The sequence below is a fragment of the Streptomyces sp. NPDC087215 genome (genome assembly GCF_044744885.1).
GTDB lineage: Bacteria > Actinomycetota > Actinomycetes > Streptomycetales > Streptomycetaceae > Streptomyces.
This window is the reverse complement of the sequence record NZ_JBIUZD010000006.1, coordinates 433,628-452,205: the sequence shown is the minus strand read 5'-3', so window position 1 is coordinate 452,205 and position 18,578 is coordinate 433,628. Positions and strand designations below refer to the sequence as shown.

The 18,578-nt window shown below is 73.0% G+C and carries 19 protein-coding genes; 12 read left to right on the top strand and 7 right to left on the bottom strand.

Annotated elements, in window-relative coordinates; genetic code table 11:
• Positions 1-24: 24 nt before the first annotated feature.
• Together ACIO92_RS19465 and ACIO92_RS19460 are read right to left on the bottom strand one after the other, a co-directional pair.
• Positions 25-246 (bottom strand): ferredoxin, encoded by a 222-nt coding sequence (locus tag ACIO92_RS19465; protein WP_366445817.1) that lies wholly within the window; start codon positions 244-246, stop codon positions 25-27.
• A 13-nt stretch (positions 247-259) separates the two neighbouring features.
• Entirely contained in the window at positions 260-1,450 is a 1,191-nt protein-coding gene (locus ACIO92_RS19460) for a cytochrome P450 (RefSeq protein WP_366445816.1), read from the bottom strand.
• Positions 1,451-2,022: 572 nt separating this feature from the next.
• Between ACIO92_RS19460 and ACIO92_RS19455 the strand changes: the two genes are divergently transcribed.
• Genes ACIO92_RS19455 through ACIO92_RS19435 form a run of 5 tightly spaced genes read left to right on the top strand, consistent with a single transcriptional unit; the run spans position 2,023 to position 6,354 of the window.
• Positions 2,023-3,522 (top strand): ATP-binding protein, encoded by a 1,500-nt coding sequence (locus ACIO92_RS19455; RefSeq protein WP_366445815.1) that lies wholly within the window; start codon positions 2,023-2,025, stop codon positions 3,520-3,522.
• Between the two features lies 1 nt (position 3,523).
• Positions 3,524-3,931 carry a roadblock/LC7 domain-containing protein gene (locus tag ACIO92_RS19450; protein ID WP_351790494.1) on the top strand — a complete coding sequence of 136 codons (408 nt, stop codon included), beginning with the start codon at positions 3,524-3,526 and terminating at the stop codon, positions 3,929-3,931.
• Positions 3,928-4,284 (top strand): DUF742 domain-containing protein, encoded by a 357-nt coding sequence (locus tag ACIO92_RS19445; RefSeq protein ID WP_366445814.1) that lies wholly within the window; start codon positions 3,928-3,930, stop codon positions 4,282-4,284. The genes ACIO92_RS19450 and ACIO92_RS19445 overlap by 4 nt, the downstream gene beginning before the upstream one ends.
• Entirely contained in the window at positions 4,265-4,888 is a 624-nt protein-coding gene (locus ACIO92_RS19440; protein ID WP_366445813.1) for an ATP/GTP-binding protein, read from the top strand. The genes ACIO92_RS19445 and ACIO92_RS19440 overlap by 20 nt, the downstream gene beginning before the upstream one ends.
• On the top strand, positions 4,885-6,354 hold the full coding sequence (locus tag ACIO92_RS19435) for a cytochrome P450 (protein ID WP_401237093.1): 1,470 nt from the start codon (positions 4,885-4,887) through the stop codon (positions 6,352-6,354). The genes ACIO92_RS19440 and ACIO92_RS19435 overlap by 4 nt, the downstream gene beginning before the upstream one ends.
• Positions 6,355-6,411: 57 nt before the next feature.
• Here the strand turns inward: ACIO92_RS19435 and ACIO92_RS19430 are convergent, their stop codons facing one another.
• The gene (locus tag ACIO92_RS19430) at positions 6,412-7,440 is read right to left on the bottom strand and encodes a hypothetical protein (RefSeq protein WP_366445811.1); all 1,029 of its coding nucleotides are present in this window, start codon (positions 7,438-7,440) and stop codon (positions 6,412-6,414) included.
• Between the two features lie 329 nt (positions 7,441-7,769).
• Here ACIO92_RS19430 and ACIO92_RS19425 point away from each other — a divergent pair, with 329 nt between their 5' ends.
• A complete protein-coding gene (locus tag ACIO92_RS19425) occupies positions 7,770-9,182 on the top strand; it encodes an amidase (RefSeq protein ID WP_402281896.1) in 1,413 nt (470 codons plus the stop codon).
• Between the two features lie 155 nt (positions 9,183-9,337).
• On the opposite strand, the gene ACIO92_RS19420 is transcribed toward ACIO92_RS19425, so the two are convergent.
• A complete protein-coding gene (locus ACIO92_RS19420) occupies positions 9,338-9,850 on the bottom strand; it encodes a DUF6328 family protein (protein ID WP_402281898.1) in 513 nt (170 codons plus the stop codon).
• A gap of 155 nt (positions 9,851-10,005) precedes the next feature.
• On the opposite strand from ACIO92_RS19420, the gene ACIO92_RS19415 reads away from it, so the two are divergent.
• Positions 10,006-10,452, top strand: coding sequence for an ATP-binding protein (locus ACIO92_RS19415; protein ID WP_402281900.1), 447 nt, complete (start codon positions 10,006-10,008; stop codon positions 10,450-10,452).
• 330 nt (positions 10,453-10,782) lie between these two features.
• A complete protein-coding gene (locus ACIO92_RS19410; RefSeq protein WP_366445807.1) occupies positions 10,783-11,223 on the top strand; it encodes an ATP-binding protein in 441 nt (146 codons plus the stop codon).
• Between the two features lie 768 nt (positions 11,224-11,991).
• Here the strand turns inward: ACIO92_RS19410 and ACIO92_RS19405 are convergent.
• The 3 genes from ACIO92_RS19405 to ACIO92_RS19395 are packed head-to-tail and all read right to left on the bottom strand — an operon-like array spanning position 11,992 to position 14,746.
• Entirely contained in the window at positions 11,992-12,486 is a 495-nt protein-coding gene (locus tag ACIO92_RS19405; protein WP_366446421.1) for a hypothetical protein, read from the bottom strand.
• On the bottom strand, positions 12,483-14,054 hold the full coding sequence (locus ACIO92_RS19400; protein ID WP_402281903.1) for an ATP-binding protein: 1,572 nt from the start codon (positions 14,052-14,054) through the stop codon (positions 12,483-12,485). Before ACIO92_RS19400 ends, ACIO92_RS19405 begins: the two co-directional genes overlap by 4 nt.
• Positions 14,051-14,746: a response regulator transcription factor gene (locus ACIO92_RS19395; protein ID WP_366446423.1), complete on the bottom strand. Its 696-nt coding sequence runs from the start codon at positions 14,744-14,746 to the stop codon at positions 14,051-14,053. Before ACIO92_RS19395 ends, ACIO92_RS19400 begins: the two co-directional genes overlap by 4 nt.
• 133 nt (positions 14,747-14,879) lie before the next feature.
• Here ACIO92_RS19395 and ACIO92_RS19390 point away from each other — a divergent pair, with 133 nt between their 5' ends.
• Genes ACIO92_RS19390 through ACIO92_RS19375 form a run of 4 tightly spaced genes read left to right on the top strand, consistent with a single transcriptional unit; the run spans position 14,880 to position 18,575 of the window.
• Entirely contained in the window at positions 14,880-15,527 is a 648-nt protein-coding gene (locus ACIO92_RS19390; protein WP_401237096.1) for a hypothetical protein, read from the top strand.
• The gene (locus tag ACIO92_RS19385; protein ID WP_401237097.1) at positions 15,524-16,624 is read left to right on the top strand and encodes a peptidoglycan-binding protein; all 1,101 of its coding nucleotides are present in this window, start codon (positions 15,524-15,526) and stop codon (positions 16,622-16,624) included. The genes ACIO92_RS19390 and ACIO92_RS19385 overlap by 4 nt, the downstream gene beginning before the upstream one ends.
• On the top strand, positions 16,621-17,367 hold the full coding sequence (locus tag ACIO92_RS19380; protein ID WP_402281906.1) for an ABC transporter ATP-binding protein: 747 nt from the start codon (positions 16,621-16,623) through the stop codon (positions 17,365-17,367). The genes ACIO92_RS19385 and ACIO92_RS19380 overlap by 4 nt, the downstream gene beginning before the upstream one ends.
• Positions 17,364-18,575, top strand: a complete 1,212-nt coding sequence (locus ACIO92_RS19375; protein WP_366446427.1) for an ABC transporter permease — start codon at positions 17,364-17,366, stop codon at positions 18,573-18,575. Before ACIO92_RS19380 ends, ACIO92_RS19375 begins: the two co-directional genes overlap by 4 nt.
• Positions 18,576-18,578: the final 3 nt, after the last annotated feature.

The following is an 18,578-nucleotide window of genomic DNA, read 5'->3' as shown; positions in this document are numbered from 1 at the left end:
ACCAGGCGCGGAGAACGGCCGGGATCAGGCCCCGGGGGCCTCGGCCTCCTCGTCCAGTGTGATCGCCTGCACCGGACAGGCGCGGACCGCCTCGTCGAGCAGGGCGTCGTCGCCGTCCGGCCCGCCGCCCTCCCGCTCCGGCAGGACCGTGCCGAACCCGTCGTCGTCCTGGGTGAAGAACTGGGGCGACGTCAGGGCGCACTGCCCGGCGCCGATGCAGAGGTCGCCGTCGATCGAGACGCGCATCGGAGAACTCCTCTCACCAGGTGACGGGGAGCGCGAGCATCCCCTGGATCGTGTCCCCCGGTTTGAAGGGGATCTCCTCGGCGGGCGCGTCGAGCCGCAGCCCCGGCAGCCGCCGCAGCAGCGTCCCCAGCGCGATCTCCAGCTCCGCCCGCGCCAGGTTCTGCCCCAGGCACTGATGGATGCCGAAGCCGAACGCCACGTGATGGCGGGCCGAGCGCTCCCAGTCGAGGGCGTCGGGATCGGCGTAGGCCGCGGCGTCCCGGTTGATGACCGAGGTCGAGAACACCACGCCCTCGCCCGCGCGGACGACCGTTCCCTCCACCTCCACGTCCTCGCGGGCCACCCTCAGCAGACCGTCGGCGATCGACAGGAAGCGCAGCAACTCCTCCACGGCGGTGGGCAGCAGCGAGGGATCGGCCCGGAGCTCGGCCATCCGCCCGGGATGCCGCAGCAGGGTGTACGTGCCCAGCGAGATCATGTTCGCCGTGGTCTCGTGCCCGGCCACCAGCAGGATCGAGGCGAGCTGCACCAGCTCGTCGCGGTCGGGCCCGCCGTCCGCGCCGCCCAGCGAGACGAGGTCGTCGAGGACGCCGTCGCCGGGCTTCGCCCGCTTCTGGTCGATCAGATCGCCCAGATACCCCTCCAGCCGGGCGAGGGCGTCGGTGGTGTCCTCGCCCGTGGGCCCGCGCAGCAGCCGCCGGGACTGCTCCTCGAAGAACTCGTGGTCCTCGTACGGGACGCCGAGCAGCTCGCAGATGACGATCGACGGCACCGGCAGCGCGAAGGCGCTCACCAGCTCGGCGGGCGGGCCCTGCGCCTCGACGGCGTCGAGCAGCCGGTCCACGGTCTGCTGGATGCGGGGCCGCATGTTCTCGGCGCGACGCAGCGAGAAGCTCGGGATCAGCATCCGGCGCTGGGCGTTGTGCTCGGGGTCGTCCCAGCCGAGCAGGGCCGCGCGACGGCGGCGGCGCACCGTCTCGGCGCGCTCGGTCGGCAGCGGGAAGCCGGGCCGGGTGGAGTCGCTGGAGAGCCGGGGGTCCGCCAGGAGGGCGCGGGCGGCGCTGTGACCGGTGACCAGCCACACGGACCGGCCGTCCCAGAGCGTCACTCGGGACAGCGGGCGCTCCTCGTCGGCACGGGGGTAGGCGGTCGGGGGGTGGTAGGGGCAGGTGCGGTTCTGCGGGAACGCGACGGCTTTCGTCATGGGAGGCCTCGCTCGGTGCGCATCGGTGACTCTGACGTGGTGCCACCTCCAATTACATGCCTCAGGCATCTAATGGGCTACGGCAAGTTCGGCCAATCCGCCGGACGTCCGGCAGTGAGCGAAGGCGCGAGGAGGGCGGCGATTCTCCGCCATTGATTGGCCGGATGGTGGTTTTCGCGGCCTGGGTGCCACCCCGCGCATCTGGAAGCCCGCGCTCCGGAGTGCGGATCCGTGCGCCCCCGCAGAAGTGGTCGTGCGTTCGGGCGGTCGGGTTTGAGATCCCTCTCCGTCGCTATGTGATCGGTTCATTGCATTTTCAGAGCGGCAGTTGGTCGCTTTCGGGACCTCAAATGACCGGTGCGGGGAGCCATTCCCGCTCGGTCACATGGTGAACCCGAACTGACTATGCTCCCCAATGTGTTGCGAAGCGATCACAGCGAGTCATGACCGCTGTGGTGCTCGCGGACGGAACGCGCCCGCGCAAGGACGCCCGCACGGCGTGATACCGACGGGCCCGCCCTCGCACCACGTCACCCCAGTCCGCTCATTCCAGTCTGCTGAGGGACCCCTCGATGGTTCGTGCAGGATCGACCTCCAGAGCCCGGCCGCCCGCGCCCGGCAGGGCTTGGCTCCTCCCCCCGGGAGTCCTGGCCGGCGCCCTGGCCGTGGCGCTGCTCCTCGCCCCGCCGGACATACGGGCACCACTGGCCTGGTACGGCTCCGGTGCCCTCGCGCTGGTGCTCCTCACCTCCCTGGAGACCGCCCGCAGACTCCGCGCGGCCGACGTCGTGCGCACCGCGCGGGCCGAGGCGGAGGCCCGGGAGCGCTTCGCCCAGCGCGAGGCGGCGCTGCTCGACCGGCTGGCCGACCAGCGGACCAGTACCGTCTGGCTCGCCGAGAAACTGCTCCCGGCGGCCGTCGCCCGGCTCCGCAGGGGCGACCAGGCCTCCGACATCCTGCACTCCGTCTCCTTCGGGACCCACCTGGACCCGGAGTTCGCCGACGCGCTCAAGCGCGCGCTGGGGACCATCCTGGAAGCGGTGGAGACCGAGGAGAACACCCGGGACGCCTCCCAGCGGGCCCTCGTCGCCATCGCCCGAAGGGTGCAGGCGATCGTCCACCAGCTCGCCAAGGACCTGCACACCATGCAGATCGTCCACGGCACCGACCTGGTGGTCTCCCGGGGCCTCCAGGACATCGACCACCGCAACGCCCTGATCGGACGCCTCGCGGCCAGCATCGCCGTCCTCGGCGACGCCCGCCCCGGACGCCAGTGGTCCAAGGCGATCCCGCTCTACGACGTCCTGCGCGGCGCCATGTCCCGGATCGTCGACTACCCGCGCGTGAAGCTGACCTCGGTGACCGAGGTGGCCGTGGTCGGCCCCGGCGCCGAGCCGCTGATCCACCTCCTCGCCGAACTCCTCGACAACGCCACGACGTTCTCGCCGCCGCACACCCCCGTCGAGGTGACCGCGAGCGAGGTGCCCTCCGGCATCGCGATCGAGATCGAGGACCGGGGCGTCGGACTCACCGAGGAGGTCCGGGAGCGCGTCGAGCGCGTCATGCGCCAGTCCATGTCCGGAATCCAGCTCGCCAGCCTCGGCGAGGTCACCCAGCTCGGCCTGCCCGTGGTCAGCCGACTGGCCCGCGAACACGGCTGCGACGTCGATCTGCGCACCTCCGCCTACGGCGGCGTACGGGCCGTGGTGCTCGTACCCCGGCGCCTGATCACGACGGTCCCGCAGTCCGTCCTCAGGTTCCCCGAACCGCCCCGCAAGCGCCCCGTCGGGGGAGGTCCGGTGCTGCCCAGGGCCGTACCGCCGGTCACGGCGTCGAACGACACCGGAGAGATCAGGAAGACCCCCAACGGGCTCCCGCAGCGCCGGCGCGAGTCGCCCGTCCCCATCCCGGTCGTCGTGGCGACCACGACACCGCCCACCCCGCTCCCGTCCAGGGGTTCCTCCGGCCCCGCGCGCCAGCCGGGTCTCATGTGGGAGGCGTTCAACGGGGACAAGCACAACACCCCCCAGCCCACCACTCCCCACCACGAGCCGTCAGATGAGGTCGAGTAACATGCAGCCACTGCCCAACATGGACTGGATGCTCAAGGAGCTCGTGGGCGGCGTCCCGTACGTGCGCCACGTGGTCGTCCTGTCGTCCGACGGGCTGTGCATCGGTCAGGCCAACACCGAGCCCGACGCGGCCGACGCGATCGCCGCCGCCTGCTCCGGTATCCAGAGCCTGGCACGGGCCATCGCGCAGATGTTCCCGCACGGGGACGGCTCGACGCACATGGTCGGCATCGAGGCCGACGGCGGTTACTTCTCCCTGATGGCCGCCGGTCCCGGTGCCTATCTCGCGGTGCTCGCCGACGAGGAGGTGGACGCCGGGCTCCTGGGCGCCCGGATGCGGACGCTCGTGGTGCGGATCGGTCAGCACATGACCAGTCCGCCCCGCGATGACGTCGGGCAGGCGATGTGACATCAGAGCACCCGAACCCCTGGGACGAGGGCACCCCCGTCCCCCTCTATGTCATCACCGGTGATCCGGGCTCCACGGCCGGGACCTTCAACCTGGTCACGCTCATCGTCACCCGGGCCACGCCCGACCCGGCGATGCAGCCCGAGCAGGCGGCCATCCTCTCGCTGTGCACGTACCCGCTGTCGGTGGCCGAGCTCTCGGCGTACCTCAGTCTCCCTTTCAGCGTCGTCACCGTGCTCCTGTCCCAGTTCGTCGACGACGGGAAGATCGAGGCCATCGCGCCCGTCCCCGTCGCGGCGTATCCCGAACGCGGCCTACTCGAGGCGGTGATCCATGGACTACGTAAGCTCTGACGCCCCCGGCGTCGGACCCCGCGGCACCGACATGCTGCTGCCCCACGGTGCCAGAGGAGTCAAGGTCGTCGTCGTCGGAGGCTTCGGCGTCGGCAAGACCACGATGGTCGGCACGGTGAGCGAGATCCCGCCGCTCACCACCGAGGAGACCATGACGCAGGCGGGCGTCGGGATCGACCACAATCCCGGCGCCCAGGGCAAGAGCACCACCACCGTCGCCATGGACTTCGGACGGATCAGCATCGACGAGGAGCTGATCCTCTATCTGTTCGGCACCCCCGGACAGGAGCGCTTCTGGTTCCTGTGGAACGGCATCTTCGAGGGCGCGCTCGGCGCCGTGGTGCTCGTGGACACCCGACGGGTCGAGGTCTGCTTCGAGGTCGTCACCCGGCTGGAGGACCGCCGGGTCCCGTTCGTCGTGGCCGTCAACACCTTCCCGGAAGCCCCGCAGTACCCCCTAGAAGAACTGCGCACTGCCCTGGCCCTCAGCGATTCCGTGCCCATCGTCACCTGTGACGCACGGGACCGGGCGTCCTGCCGGGACGCCCTGCTCTCGCTGATGGTCTACCTGTGCACCCTCGCCGCCGCCCAGGAGACCGCATGACCCTCCCACCCGCCGACCGCGCCACCGGGCTGCCCGGACAGGCCACCGCCCCGCCAGGACCGACCCCGCCGCCCGGCTGCCCGGCGCACGCCGTCGGCGCCGGACCCGGCGGAGCGACCCGGCTCTACGGCCCCGCCGCCGCGACCGACCCGATGGGCCTGTACGAGGAACTCCGGGCCACCCACGGCCCGGTGGCGCCCGTCCTGCTCGACGGCGACGTCCGCGCCTGGCTCGTCCTCGGCTACCTGGAGAACCGGGACGTGGCCAGCCGCCCCACCCAGTTCTCCCGCGACCCGCGCGTCTGGCACGGCTGGACCAGCGGGGAGATCGACCCCGCCACCTCACCGCTCATGCCGATGATCGGCTGGCGGCCCGACTGCGTCTGCGCGGACGGGGAGGAGCACCAGCGGCTGCGCGGAGCGGTCACCACCAGTCTCAACCAGTTCGACCACCGGGGACTGCGCCGTCACATCACCCGCTTCGCCCACGAGCTGATCGACACCTTCTGCGAGGACGGCGACGCCGAACTCGTCGAGCGGTTCGCCGAGCACCTGCCCATGCTCACCCTCACCCACCTCCTCGGCATGTCGGAGGAGTCCGCCCCGGAGCTCGTGCACGCGGCCCGTGACCTCTTCAAGGCCACCGAGACCTCGCTCGCCAGCAACGACTACGTCCTGGAGAGCCTCGCCAGGCTCGTCACCGAGAAGCGCTCCCGGCCGGGACACGACATCGCCTCCGCGCTGATGGCCCACCCCGCCGGACTCACCGACGAGGAGGTCCAGCACCACCTGCGGCTCATCCTGCTCGCCGGGTACGAGACCACCGCCAACCTGATGTCCAACGTGCTGCGCATGGTGGTCACCGACCTCCGGTTCAGGGGCTCGCTCGCGGGCGGTCAGATGACCCTGCCGGAAGCGGTGGAGCAGGTCCTGTGGGACGAGCCGCCGCTGATGGTCTGCCCGGGGCGCTGGGCCAACGGCGACACCTCGGTCGGCGGGCAGCAGATCAAGGCGGGGGACATGCTCCTGCTCGGTCTGGCAGCGGGCAACGTCGACAAGACGATCCGCCCCGACCCCTCCACCCCGGTGCACCACAACCGCGCACACCTGTCCTTCAGCGCGGGCACCCACGAGTGCCCGGGGCAGGACGTCGGCCGCATCATCGCCGACACCGGCATCGACATCCTGCTCACCCGGCTCCCGGACATCGCGCTGTCCGTTCCCGAGCACACGCTCAGCTGGCGCTCCTCCACCTGGGCCCGGCACCTCACGGCGCTGCCCGTGCACTTCGTCCCCCGCCCCCCGCAGTCGTTCGACCAGCCCGCGCCGCTTCCGCCCCCGCCGCCGAGGGCCAGCACGGAGCCGTCGCCGCGACCGTGGCCGGAGACGGTGACCGAGCCGTCCCGGGCGTCCGCGTCCCGCGCCCCCTGGCGGGCGCGCCTGCGGAGGCTGCTGGGGAAGCGGTAGTCGGCCGCCCCCCCCGGTGACGAAGGACCGGCCCCTCCCGGGGCCGGTCCTTCGTCGTCACTCGGGGAACGGGATGTCGGAGGGGGCGTACCGGGGGGCGCCGGTGTACCAGGCGTGGATCCCGGAGAGGAATCCGCAGGCCCCCCGGAGCCAGGTGTCGAGCTCGGCGCGCTCGGCGGGGTCGAGCCCCGCGGCCTCCACGATGAGGGGGAGGTCGGCGAGACGGAGGTGCTCGAAGTCCCGCAGTCGGCTGTTGACCAGGTTCAGCGCGGCGATCACGGCGTCGTGCAGCGAGATGCCCAGGGAACTGCCGAGCACCACCACGAGGTTGTTGACATCGTTCTCCTCGTGGACCTCGCGCTCGTAGGAGGCGATGTCGTTGGCCAGCCCCATGAAGTCCATGAAGGCGTCGAGGAGGGCGCGCACGGTCCGGGTGCGGAGGATCTGTTCGGGTATTCGCGCGCCGGTGGCCAGCTCCACGGAGTACGGGGCGGTGTGCGCGGCGAAGCTGTCCCGCCGGAACGGCGCGTACTCGATCAGATGGGGGACCCGTCCGTCGAGGCTGTTGGACAGTTCCTCGACGCCCGCGTCGACGTACCGCACCAGGGCCCGGTTGAACTCGACGCGCCAGTGGGCGAGCCGGGGCGGGAAGAGATGCCGCTGGAGGTCGGCGATGCCCCGCTCGACGGGGTTCGCCGGTTCCGGGAGCCGGTCGGGCTCCGGCCCCAGGAAGCGGTGCAGCCGGGTGGTGAACGCCCGTGCGCCGGGCAGGTCGCCGGTCTGCTTGAAGGCGGTGGCGAAGTAGTCGTCCCAGGCCAACGCCCATATGTTGAAACGGTGGTTGAGCCGGAGGGCGGCCGGTGAGGCGTCGGGCAGGGTCCACGCGGTCAGCTGGTCGACGGTCATGGCGTGGAACTGGGACCGGGTCCAGACCGGGCCGTCCGCTGTGGGTCCTCTCTCGCCGCCCAACATGCCCATGTCGCGCGCCCAGGTCTCGCTCTCCTGGCGGAGGGCGGACAGGGAGGGGTTCACCCGCAGGGGGTGGGGCATCCACAGTTCGGGGAGCTCGACGGCGTGTACGGTCATGGGGACCGACCCCCTCCTCTTCGGCCCGCCCGGACACGTCCTGCCACCCGGGCGGTGCACGATCGCTAAACCACCGACGCCGAGGACGGCCGATTCCCGCCCCACGGCTCTGCAAACCTGCCCGCGTTGGCCGACCGGCAACCCCTCAAAACAAGCCGATCGATGATCAGAAACCGGTTTCCGCGGAAGGGAAGGCGAAAGAAACGGTCCTTCTCCCTTCAGGGGCCAGCCGTCGCTCCTGAAACAGGGGTATCGGGGTCTCGCGTGTTACTCGCTGGTACGTCATGCTGGCCGTCCACCATCCACGAGGCCGGGGGACTGAGACAGCCGTGTCGACATCCGAGGAACCGACCAGGGTGCACGCCTTCCGGGACGACGCCCTGGGCGAGCACGACGCCGTGGGGCTCGCCCGGTCGATACGGAAGGGCGAGGTGAGCGCCGCCGAAGCCGCCAGGGACGCCGCCGCGCGCGTACGGGCCGTGGAAGGACGCCTGCACGCCGTCCAGGCACACATCGACGTCCCCGAACCCGCCCCCGGCGGCGGTGCGCTCGCCGGGGTGCCGACCTTCGTCAAGGACAACACCGAACTGCGCGGACTGCCCACGGGCCACGGCAGCGCCGCCTTCGTCCCGCGCGCCGCCCGCCACCACGCGCCCTTCACCCGGCAGTTCCTGAGCAGTGGCGTCACCGTGCTCGGCAAGACGCGCCTCCCCGAGTTCGGGTTCAGCCCCTCCACGGAGTACGAGGACGCCGAACCCGTCCGCAACCCGTGGGACACCGGCCGCTCGGCGGGCGGTTCGTCCGGCGGCAGCGCCGCCCTGGTCGCCGCCGGGGCCGTGCCGATCGCCCACGCCAACGACGGCGGCGGCTCCATCCGCATCCCCGCCGCCTGCTGCGGACTCGTCGGACTCAAACCGACCCGGGGCAGGGTCGTCGGCAACGCCCAGAGCCGCCGACTGCCCCTGGACCTCGTCTCCGACGGCGTCGTGAGCCGCTCGGTCCGGGACACCGCCGCGTTCCTTGCCGCCGCGGAGACGCACTGGCGCAACCCGAAGCTGCCGCCCGTCGGCCTCGTCGAGGGCCCCTCCGGACGACGGCTGCGCGTCGGCTTCCTCCTGGACTCGCCGAACGGGGTCCCCACCGACCCCGCCACCCGCGCGGCCGTCACGGAGACCGTGGCCACCCTCGAACGCCTCGGCCACACCGTCAGCCCCGTGGAACTCGCCCTCGACCCCCGGTTCACCGACGACTTCCTCACCTACTGGGGCATGTTGTCCTATCTGCTCGGCGCCACCGGCCGCACTCTCGGCACCGGCTTCGACCGGCACCGCATGGACGGCCTCAGCAGAGGACTGCGCGAGCAGTACCTGCGGAACTGGCGCGGCACCCCCGGCGTCGTGCGGCGCCTCAAGGGCACCGGCACGGCGTACGCGGCGGCCTTCCGGGGGCTCGACCTCGTCCTCTCGCCGGTCCTCGCCCACACCACACCCCCGCTGGGACACCTCAGCCCGGCCGTCCCCTACGGGACCCTCATCGACCGCATCCTCGCGTACGTCGCCTTCACTCCCGTCAACAACGTCGTCGGCACCCCCTCGCTCTCCCTGCCCGCGGCCCGCCCGACCGCCGGGGGACTGCCCGTCGGCATCATGTTCTCCGGCCGTCCCGGCGCCGAACGGACCCTCCTGGAACTCGCCTACGAACTGGAGGCCGACCAGCCGTTCCGGCGCGTGCAGGACCTCTGACCAGGAGGCCTGAGCAGGACGCCTGAGCAGGAGAAGACCTGGGCAGGAGAAGACCTGGGCAGGAGAAGACCTGGGCAGGACCTCCGGTCAGGACGCGGTACGGCCCCGGGACCACAGCCCGGTGGCCGTACCCGGCTCCCGGCTCGTTGCTTCCGTCACTCCTCCGGCTTCACCGTGTGCCTGGTACGGGCCCACAGCGGCAGCGCGAACCAGCACAGCACGTACCAGGCCGGCACCCCGGCCACCAGCCACGGGACGAGCGGGCCCGCCGTGGCCACCCGCAGGATCAGGACGAGCGCGCTGGTCAGCGTGGCGAGCAGCAGCAGGATTCCGGTGAAGACCAGCCGGGAGGCCCAGGCGACCGCCTGCGGTTTGATCCGGCGCCCGTGGACCAGCCGGTGGAAGGAGACCGGGCCGACGAGTGCTCCGGTGGCCAGCGAACCCAGGACCACCGTGAGGACGTAGATCCCCCGGTCGGTCGCGCCCAGGGACGCGTACCGGGGGGTGAAGACGACGGTCAGCAGGAAGCCCAGCAGGATCTGCACCCCCGTCTGGACCACCCGGGTCTCCTGGAGGAGCTCCTGCCACTGCCGGTCGGCGCGCTGCTCGGCGGTCTCCGCCCGGCCCCGGTCCACCGCACCCGCTTCGCCGTCCCCGCGCTCGCCCATCCTCCGCACCTCCAGGCCCGCACCGTCCCCGGTGCCCTCGCAGCATCACACGGAAACGCCCCGGTCCGCCCGATTCGGTCCGGTCCGTGCCGTGTACGCCGGGCAGGGCGGGGAACCGGCCCAGGGAGGGGTCGTGAAACGGAGGTCCGGAGCCGGTGACCAGTGAACACACGGAGTACGGGGAACGAGCCGGGCGGCTCGTCCTCGGCGACCGGTGCGCGGTGGCCGCGCGCTGCCGGGACTTCTGCCGCACCGTCCTCGCCGAGTGGGACTGGCCGGGCCCGCCCCGGCCCGGAGGACCCACCCGGGAGGAGCGTGACCTCGTCGTCGAAGACGTCCTGCTCGTGGTCTCCGAGGCGGTCACCAACGCCTGTCTGCACGCCGGAGGGCCGACGGACCTCGTCGTCCGCCCGGCCCCGGCGGGCGGGGTGCGGATCGAGGTGGGCGACCGGAGCGACCGGGTCCCGCGCGCCCGGCCGCGCGGCGCCCCCGGCAGGCCCGGCGGCAACGGCCTCGTCGTCATCGACCGGCTCACGCGCGCGTGGGGCGCGATTCCCCGGGAGGGCGGCAAATACGTCTGGATGGAGATCGCGGCCCCATGACCGCGGGAGCCCCGGTGCCGGGCTGCCCACCTCTCCGGCACCCCGGTGCCGGGCTCCCTGACTCGGCGCCGCGCCCGGAGCCCCGGGACCCCACCGTTCGGGCCGATCTCACCGGTATGGACCTGGCTGGTATGGACCGGTGGAAACCGGACACCGGTGAGACGGGTCCGGACGGAGAACAGCCCGGACCGGGCCCTGCGGGGCTTCGGACCGATCCCATCACGAGGGCTGCCGGGAAGCCCCGCGCGTACGGGGGGTGAGGGGAGGAATGCGAGTGGTGCGCCGGGGGAAGGCGCACCGGGAGCGAGGAGAAAGGACGCGGTGGGGACGGTGACCACAGGGAACGGCATACGGCGGGAGTTCCGGCCGAGGGTGCCGCGCGACGCGGCCGAGGCACGGGCGCGGGTGGCGGCGGTGCTGACGGGGCGCACCACGGGCGCGGGTGGCGCGGGGGATGGGGGCGTGCCGTCGTCCAGCGCCGTGGGCGACGCGCTGCTGGTGACGTCCGAGCTGGTGACGAACGCGTTCCGGCACGGTGGCGGGCTCACCGGCTTCGACGTGGCGCTCGGTCGGGCGGCGGTGACGATCTCGGTCGCCGACGCCAGTGACGAACTGCCGCGCCGCGCGGAGCACTGGAGTCCGGAAAGAGCCGTCGAACTGGCCGAGGGCGGCTTCGGCTGGCCCCTGGTCAGACTTCTCGCCCTGGAGGTCCGGCTGCGCCTGCCACCGGAGGGCGGCAAGACCATAGAGGTCCGGCTCCCCCTGCGCTGACCGGCGAACACCGGGGTCGGGCCGGGCCGGGGGCCGGGTGCTCGTACGGATGCGGGCGGGGCGTCTCCCGTGCTCGGGTGCGGTGCCGGGTAGGTACGTCCCCGGGGACGGGGTCTCCGGAGGTCTCCGGGCGGTCCCCGGTCTCCGGGTCGCCGTCACCGAGACAGGGCGGGTACGGACAGGGCGCTGTCACCGTGAGCGGCGGATCCCCTCGGACCCGTACGGCTGTCGCTGGACCCGTGTGGGGCGCCTCTGGCCCAGGGCGGGTCGTGGACAGTCCCCGAGGGGCTTCCTCCGGGCTAGGCCGTTTTCGAAGTCCCGCCTGCCTGGCGACGCCTGGCACGCACGCTCGCCGCGTTGTCGGGTCGCCCCGATACAACCGGTATCGGGGCGACCCTCCGCCTTGCGATCGCACGCACCGGACGCCGCCGGGCCTGCCCTCCGGGCAGACGGCGCTCCTTTCGAAACACGCCCCAGGGCGAGATCGTCTCCGGGGCGGGCGCGGGCCCCGGAGACGGCCGATGAGGGGGTCTCCGGACTTCGGCCGGGCTCTCGGACCGGTGCGGGCCCTTCCGGCCGGGCGGACCCCTCCGGTCCTGGGCCGTTCCTTCCCGTAGGGGCGCGGGCTCCCGGGCCGGGCCCTTCTCTCCGCACGGGCACGGGCCTCTCCGGCCCCCGGTCGTACCTGCCGACAGGCGCGGGTCCCCGGCCCCGTCACCGGTGTCCCCGGGCGCCGTCTGTCCCTCCCGCCCGCGTGGGCGCCCCGGCTCAGCCGTTCAGGAATTCCGCGCACCGGTAGGGGCCGAACGACGGGCCCTCGTCGGGGCGGAGGGTGACCTCGACGTCCTCCGCCCTGACCCGGGCGTCGAGGACGGACTGGGCGCGGGCGAGCGTGCACACCAGCTGGCCGGTGCCCTGGTCGCGTCCCGTCGCCCGGTAGGGATCGCTCAGCCACAGGGTGACCTCGGTGCCCCGGCCGCTCACCGTGTAGCCGCCGATCTCCACGAGGTTGGTGAGTCCGTCGCGCTGCTCGGCGGGCGGCAGACCGGCCGCGAGCATCTTCAGGACCGAGGCGAGGTCCTTGATCTTCCGGTCGACTGCGGGCACGGCCCGCAGCCCGCTGCCGGACGCGTAGTACAGCCGGATGCCCCGGGTCAGTCCGGTGGCCGGTTCGCCCGCGTCTATCACTCCGGTCGGCTGGACACCGCACCCCACCAGGGCGATGCCGAGGGCCGCGACGGCTCCCCGTCTCCGTAGGCTCACTCCGTCTCCCCTTCCGCGCGCCGCAGGGGCAGCCGCAGGGTGAACACGGCGCCGCCCCCGGGGCCCTCGGTGACCTCGATCGTGCCGCCGTGCAGCCGTGCGTTCTCCAGTGCGATGGCCGTGCCCAGTCCGCTGCCCTGGCCGCCGCCGTCGGCCGCGCCTCTGGTGCGTGCCGCGTCGGCCTTGTAGAACCGGTCGAAGACCCGTTCCCGTACCTCGGGCGGCAGTCCGGGGCCGTGGTCGGCGACCTCCACCGTCACCCACGGGCCGTCCGGCCCGGGGCCGGTGCCGAGCGTCACGACGACCGGTGGGGCACCGTGCCGCAGCGCGTTGCCCACCAGGTTCGCCACGATCACGTCGATCCGGCGCCGGTCGACGACCGCCCGCAGTCCTTCGTCGAGCCGGGTCTCCACCCGGTCGGTCCAGCCGCGCAGCGCGAGGGAGGCCCGTACCGTCTCGGCGAGGTCGGTCTCGGCGGCGTTCAGCCGGACCGCGTGGGCGTCGAAGCGGGAGATCTCCATCAGGTCCTCGACGAGCCGGGAGAGCCGGGCGGTCTCCGCGCCCACGGTGCGGGCCGCCCGCGCCGCGTCCGGCGGCAACTGGTCGGCGTCCTCGTCGAGGACGGTCGCGACCATCGTCATCGCCGCGAGGGGCGTGCGCAGTTCGTGCGACACGTCCGCGACGAAGCGCCTGGCCTTCGCCTCCTGCTCGCGCAGCCGCGCGTCCGAGGACTGCAGGGCGTCCGCCGTCTCGTTGAACGTCCGTGCGAGCTCGGCGAGTTCGTCGTGCCCCTTCACCGCGACCCGGCTGCCGAGGTCCCCGGCGGCGAGCCCCCGGGTGGCCCGCCCCAGGTTCCGCACCGGACGCAGGACCGTCCCGGCCGCCAGGAGCGCCAGCAGGGCGGCGAGGACCACCACGGGCAGGAGGCCGGTCCGGACGGACGCGAGGAGCGAGGCGGTGTCGTCGCGTTCGGCCCGCAGATCGGTGATCACGAAGACCTCCAGGCCGGATTCGCGCCGGTCGCCGTCCGCGTAGGTCACCGGCGTCCCGACGACCAGGTACGGCTCGCCCCGCCACTCGACGCGCTGGAACCGGGCCCCGTCCCCGGACCGTACGGCGGCGCGCAGCTCCGTCGTGACACGGCCCTCGACATCGGCGTACGCGTCGGAGACCGCCGTCAGGTCCCGGTGGCGGGCGACCACGATCCGGGCGCCGAGCCCGTCCGAGACACGGGCCGCGAAGCGGGCGAGCGTCCGCTGGTCGGGCGGCAGGTCGAAGTCGGCGGCGACCGACGCGACCCGGTCCCGTACGTCGCTCACGGCGGCGTCCTGGGTGCGCTGGAGGACGGCGGTGCGGGCCTCCCGGTAGGCGAGCGCGGTCGCCGTGACCGCGCTGACCAGCGCGACCAGCACGAAAGTGACGACGAGCCGGGTCCTGAGGCCGACGACGAGCCGCCACGGGCGCCGCTTCGGCTGCCGCCGCTCGCGCTCGCGCTCGCGCTCGGGACCGGCACCGGGATGGGGACCGGGACCGGTGTCGGCGCCGGAGCGGCCCGCCCGGCGGCTCACAGCGGTCCGAAGCGGTAGCCGAAGCCCCGCACGGTCTGCACGTACAGGGGTTTCGCCGGTACGTCCTCCAGTTTGGCCCGCAGCCGTCCCACGGCCGCGTCCACCAGCCGTGAGTCCCCGAGGAAGGTGTGGTCCCAGACCGAGGCCAGGAGCTGTTCGCGGCTGAAGACCCGCCCGGGGGAGGCCGAGAGCTCCAGGAGCAGCCGCAGTTCGGTGGGGGGCAGCGGGACCGGGGCGCCGTTCTTGGTCACGGTGAGCCCGGCGCGGTCGATGACCAGGCCCGACAGGTCGGTGTCCTCGGGCCTGTTCCTGGCCGCCGGTTCCGCGCGGCGCAGGGCGGCCCGGATACGGGCTTCCAGGACCGGCGCCGTGACCGGTTTGACCACGTAGTCGTCGGCGCCCGCCTCCAGACCGGTCACGATGTCGTGGTCGTCGCCGCGCGCGGTCAGCATGATGACCGGCAGGGTGGCCGTCCGGGCGCGGATGCGGCGGCACACCTCGAAGCCGTCCATGCCGGGCAGCATCAGGTCGAGGACGGCCAGCTCGATCCTCGCGCCCTCGGGACCGGCGAGCAGCGCGAGCGCCTCCTCGCCGGTGGCGGCCGTGTCGACGCCGTACCCGTGCCTGCGCAGCACGAGCTCCATCCCGTCCCGTACGGACGCGTCGTCCTCGATCAGCAGTACATGCGGCATGGGCTCGATTATGGGTGCCGCGCGCACCCGCCCGAAGCCCTGCCGGCGGGTCGATGCGCAGGTCGGGGGCATTGTTACGTTCTCATCATGTCGTCATGGACCCGCCATCACCTGCTCTGGCGAGGGTGGCGGCATGACCACGAAGACGCCCTCCCGCGTTCCCGCCCGGCTCCGGCTCGCCGCCCTCGCCGTACTGCCCGTCCTCGCCCTCACCGTCGCGTGCGGCGGAGGTGACGGCGTCCGCGCCGAGAGTGCCGACGCCATCGCCACCGCCCCCGGGACGACCGCGCCGTCCAAGGCCCCGAGCACTCCGGACGGTGCCTCCGCGAAGCCCGAGGGGAAGAGCGCCTTCTACGACGCCCAGCTCGCGTACGTCCGCTGTATGCGGGTCAAGGGCGGCTACAAGGACTTCCCCGACCCCAAGCTGAGCGGCCACCTCGACTGGGGGAAGGTCGAGGAGATCTCTTCCAAGCCCGGCCAGATGGAGGCCGCCAAGGGCGGGAAGAACGGCGTCTGCGTCCCCGAACTGCGCACCGTCATGGACGCCGAGCCCCAGCGGGACCAGCAGAAGTCCTACGAATCGATGCTCGCGCACGCCAAGTGCATGAGGGACAACGGCGTCTCCCGCTTCGCCAACCCGACGATGAGCGGCGGAAACGCGCAGCCGGGCGGCGATCCGAGCCCGGCCTCCCCGGTCATCGACCAGAACTCCCCCACGTACAAGCAGGCCCGCGAGGCGTGCAGGACGAAGCTGCTCGACGGTCTGGACGGAATGCAGTGAGGCGCCGCACAGCCCGCGCGGTCGGCGCGGCCGTGGTCGTCGCCGCCGTCACCGGCGGAGCCGCCCTCCTCGGCGGCTTCGGCCCGATCGGCGGCCGGGACGGCGACGGTTCGGGCGGCTCGGGGAAGGACGGCCTGCCGCCCGCCACCGCCACCGTCGTCCGCACCGACCTCGTCCGGTCCAAGACCGTCGACGGCAAGATCGACTACGCGCAGCGCCGTGTCGTGAAGTCCGCCGTCGACGGGACCGTCACCGTCGCCGCCCCCGAGGGGAAGACCCTGACCCGGGGCGATGCCCTCTACGAGCTGGACGACAAGCCCGTCACCCTCCTCTACGGACCGGTCCCGATGTTCCGCGAGATGAAGAAGGGCGACCGGGGCAGCGACGTCCTCCAGCTGGAACGCAATCTGCGCGATCTGGGATACGGCGCGGGGGTCCACGTGGACCCCCGGTACGACGAGGACACCGAGCGCGCCGTCGAACGGTGGCAGAAGTCCCTGAACCGGGAAGCCACCGGCCGGGTCGGCAAGGGCGATGTCGTCTTCCAGCCCGGCCGGCTGAAGGTGGTCACCGCCGACGCGTCCCTCGCCGACCGGGTCGGCTCCGACACGGCCGTCCTGACCGTCGCCTCCACCCACCCCGTGGTCCGTGCCGCCCTCGACCAGTCCGACGGCGCTCTCACCTCGCGGAACACCCGGGTCGAGGTCACCCTGCCCAGCGGGAGGACCGTGCCGGGCCGGGTCGCCGGGACCGTACGCCCCGAGGACGACGGCGCTTCCGGCGGGGCCCCCGTCTCCCAGGAGGGCATCGTCGTCGAGGTCGTCCTCGACGGCGGCGCGGGGGCCGCGTCCGGCGAGGACGCCAGGGCGACGGCCAGCGTGAGGTTCGTCAGCGAGGCCCGCAAGGGCGTCCTCGCCGTCCCCGTCGAAGCGGTCATCGCGCTGCGCGGCGAGAACGGGGGATACGGCCTCCAGGTCGTCCGGGGCACGACCACCTCCGTGATCCGTGTGGAGACCGGGATGACCGCCGACGGACAGATCGAGATCAGCGGTCCGGACGTCCGCGAGGGCCTCAAGGTCGGAGTGGCCGCCTCATGACCGCCACCGCGACCGGGAATCCCGGCACCCTCACCGGGACGCCCGCCACCGTGATCGAACTGCGGGACGCCACCAAGACGTACCCCGGCGGCGTCCACGCCCTGCGCGGGGTGAACCTCACCGTCCACGCGGGCGAACTGCTGGCCGTCGTCGGCCCGTCCGGCTCCGGCAAGTCCACGATGCTCCATGTCATGGGCACCCTGGACAAGCCCACCGGCGGCACCGTCCGCATCGCGGGCCACGACGTGTCCGCGCTCTCCGACGCGCGCCTGTCCGCACTGCGCGCCCGTCACATCGGCTTCGTCTTCCAGCACTTCCACCTCGCGGCCGGCCGCGACGCCGTCGACAACGTCGCCGACGGACTCCTCTACGCGGGCGTCCCGGCCCGGCAGCGCCGGGCACGGGCCCGCGAGGCACTGGCCAGGGTCCGGCTCGACCACCGGGCGACCCACACTCCCGACGAGCTGTCCGGCGGCGAGAAACAGCGGGTCGCCATCGCCCGCGCGCTCGTCGGGGAACCGAGCCTGCTGCTCGCCGACGAGCCCACCGGGGCCCTCGACACCGCCTCGGGCGGGATCGTGATGGAACTGCTCCACGAACTGCACGCGTCCGGCACCACGATCTGTGTCATCACCCACGACCAGGCGATCGCCGACTCGCTGCCGCGCCGCGTCCGCTTCAGGGACGGCGAGATCGTCTCCGACGAGCGGGGCGTCCGGACGGCGGAAGGGGCCGCCGGGTGAAGGGCGTCCACGCGGCGGGCGGCGGCCTCCGCCCGGCCCGGCTCGCCGCCCTCGACGTGCTCCGGGTCGGCGCGGTGGGACTGCGCGCGCGCCGCGCACGGGTGGTGCTCTCCGCGCTCGGCATCGCCATCGGCATCGCGACCATGGTCGCGGTCGTCGGTCTCTCCGAGTCGAGCCGCGCGGACCTGATGGCCCGGCTCGACCGGCTCGGCACCAACCTCCTCACGGCGGAGGCGGGCAAGGACCCCCTGGGCCAGGAGATCAGACTCCCCAAGAACGTGGTCGCGATGGTCGAACGCATCGGACCCGTGCAGCACGCCACCGCCACCGGGGACGTCGACACCCGCATCCGGCGCAGTGACCTCGTCCCCGAGGAACGTACGGCGGGGGTCACCACCCAGGCCGTCCGCATCGATCTGCTGGGCGCGCTCGGCGGCGAGGTCGCCCGGGGGAAGTGGCTGGACCGGGCGGGCGAGCGCCTGCCGGTCACCGTGCTCGGCGCGGTGGCCGCCGACCGTCTCGGCATCACCCGCCCCGGCGAGACGATCATGATGAGCGACACCCGGGTGGTCGTCGTCGGTATCCTCCGGCCGATCGAACTGGTGCCCAACCTGGACCGGGTCGCCATGGTCGGATTCCCCGCCGCCGAACGCCACTTCGGCTTCGACGGACACCCGACCATGGTGTTCGAGCGCTCCACGGACGCCTCCGTGGAGGAGGTGCGGGCCGTCCTCGCCCGCACGATCAGCCCGGGGAACGAGGGACACGTCAAGGTCTCCCGTCCCTCGGACGCGCTGGCAGCCAAGGCGGCGACCGACGAGGGTTTGACCGCACTGATGCTGGGCCTCGGCGCGGTGGCCCTGCTGGTCGGCGGCGTCGGCGTCGCCAACACCATGGTCATCTCCGTCCTGGAACGCCGCCAGGAGATCGGGCTCCGCCGCTCCCTGGGCGCGACCCGGGGCGCGATCCGGCTCCAGTTCCTCACCGAGTCGCTGCTCCTGTCGGCGCTGGGGGGTGCGGCGGGCGCGGTCCTCGGCACGGCGGCGACGTACGGCTTCGCACGGGTGCAGCAGTGGACACCGGTGGTCCCGCCGTGGGCCCTGGCGGGAGGTCTGGGCGCGACCCTGGTGATCGGGGTGATCGCGGGTCTCTACCCGGCGGTCCGCGCCTCACGCCTGCACCCGACGGTGGCTCTGAACACCGCCTGAGCC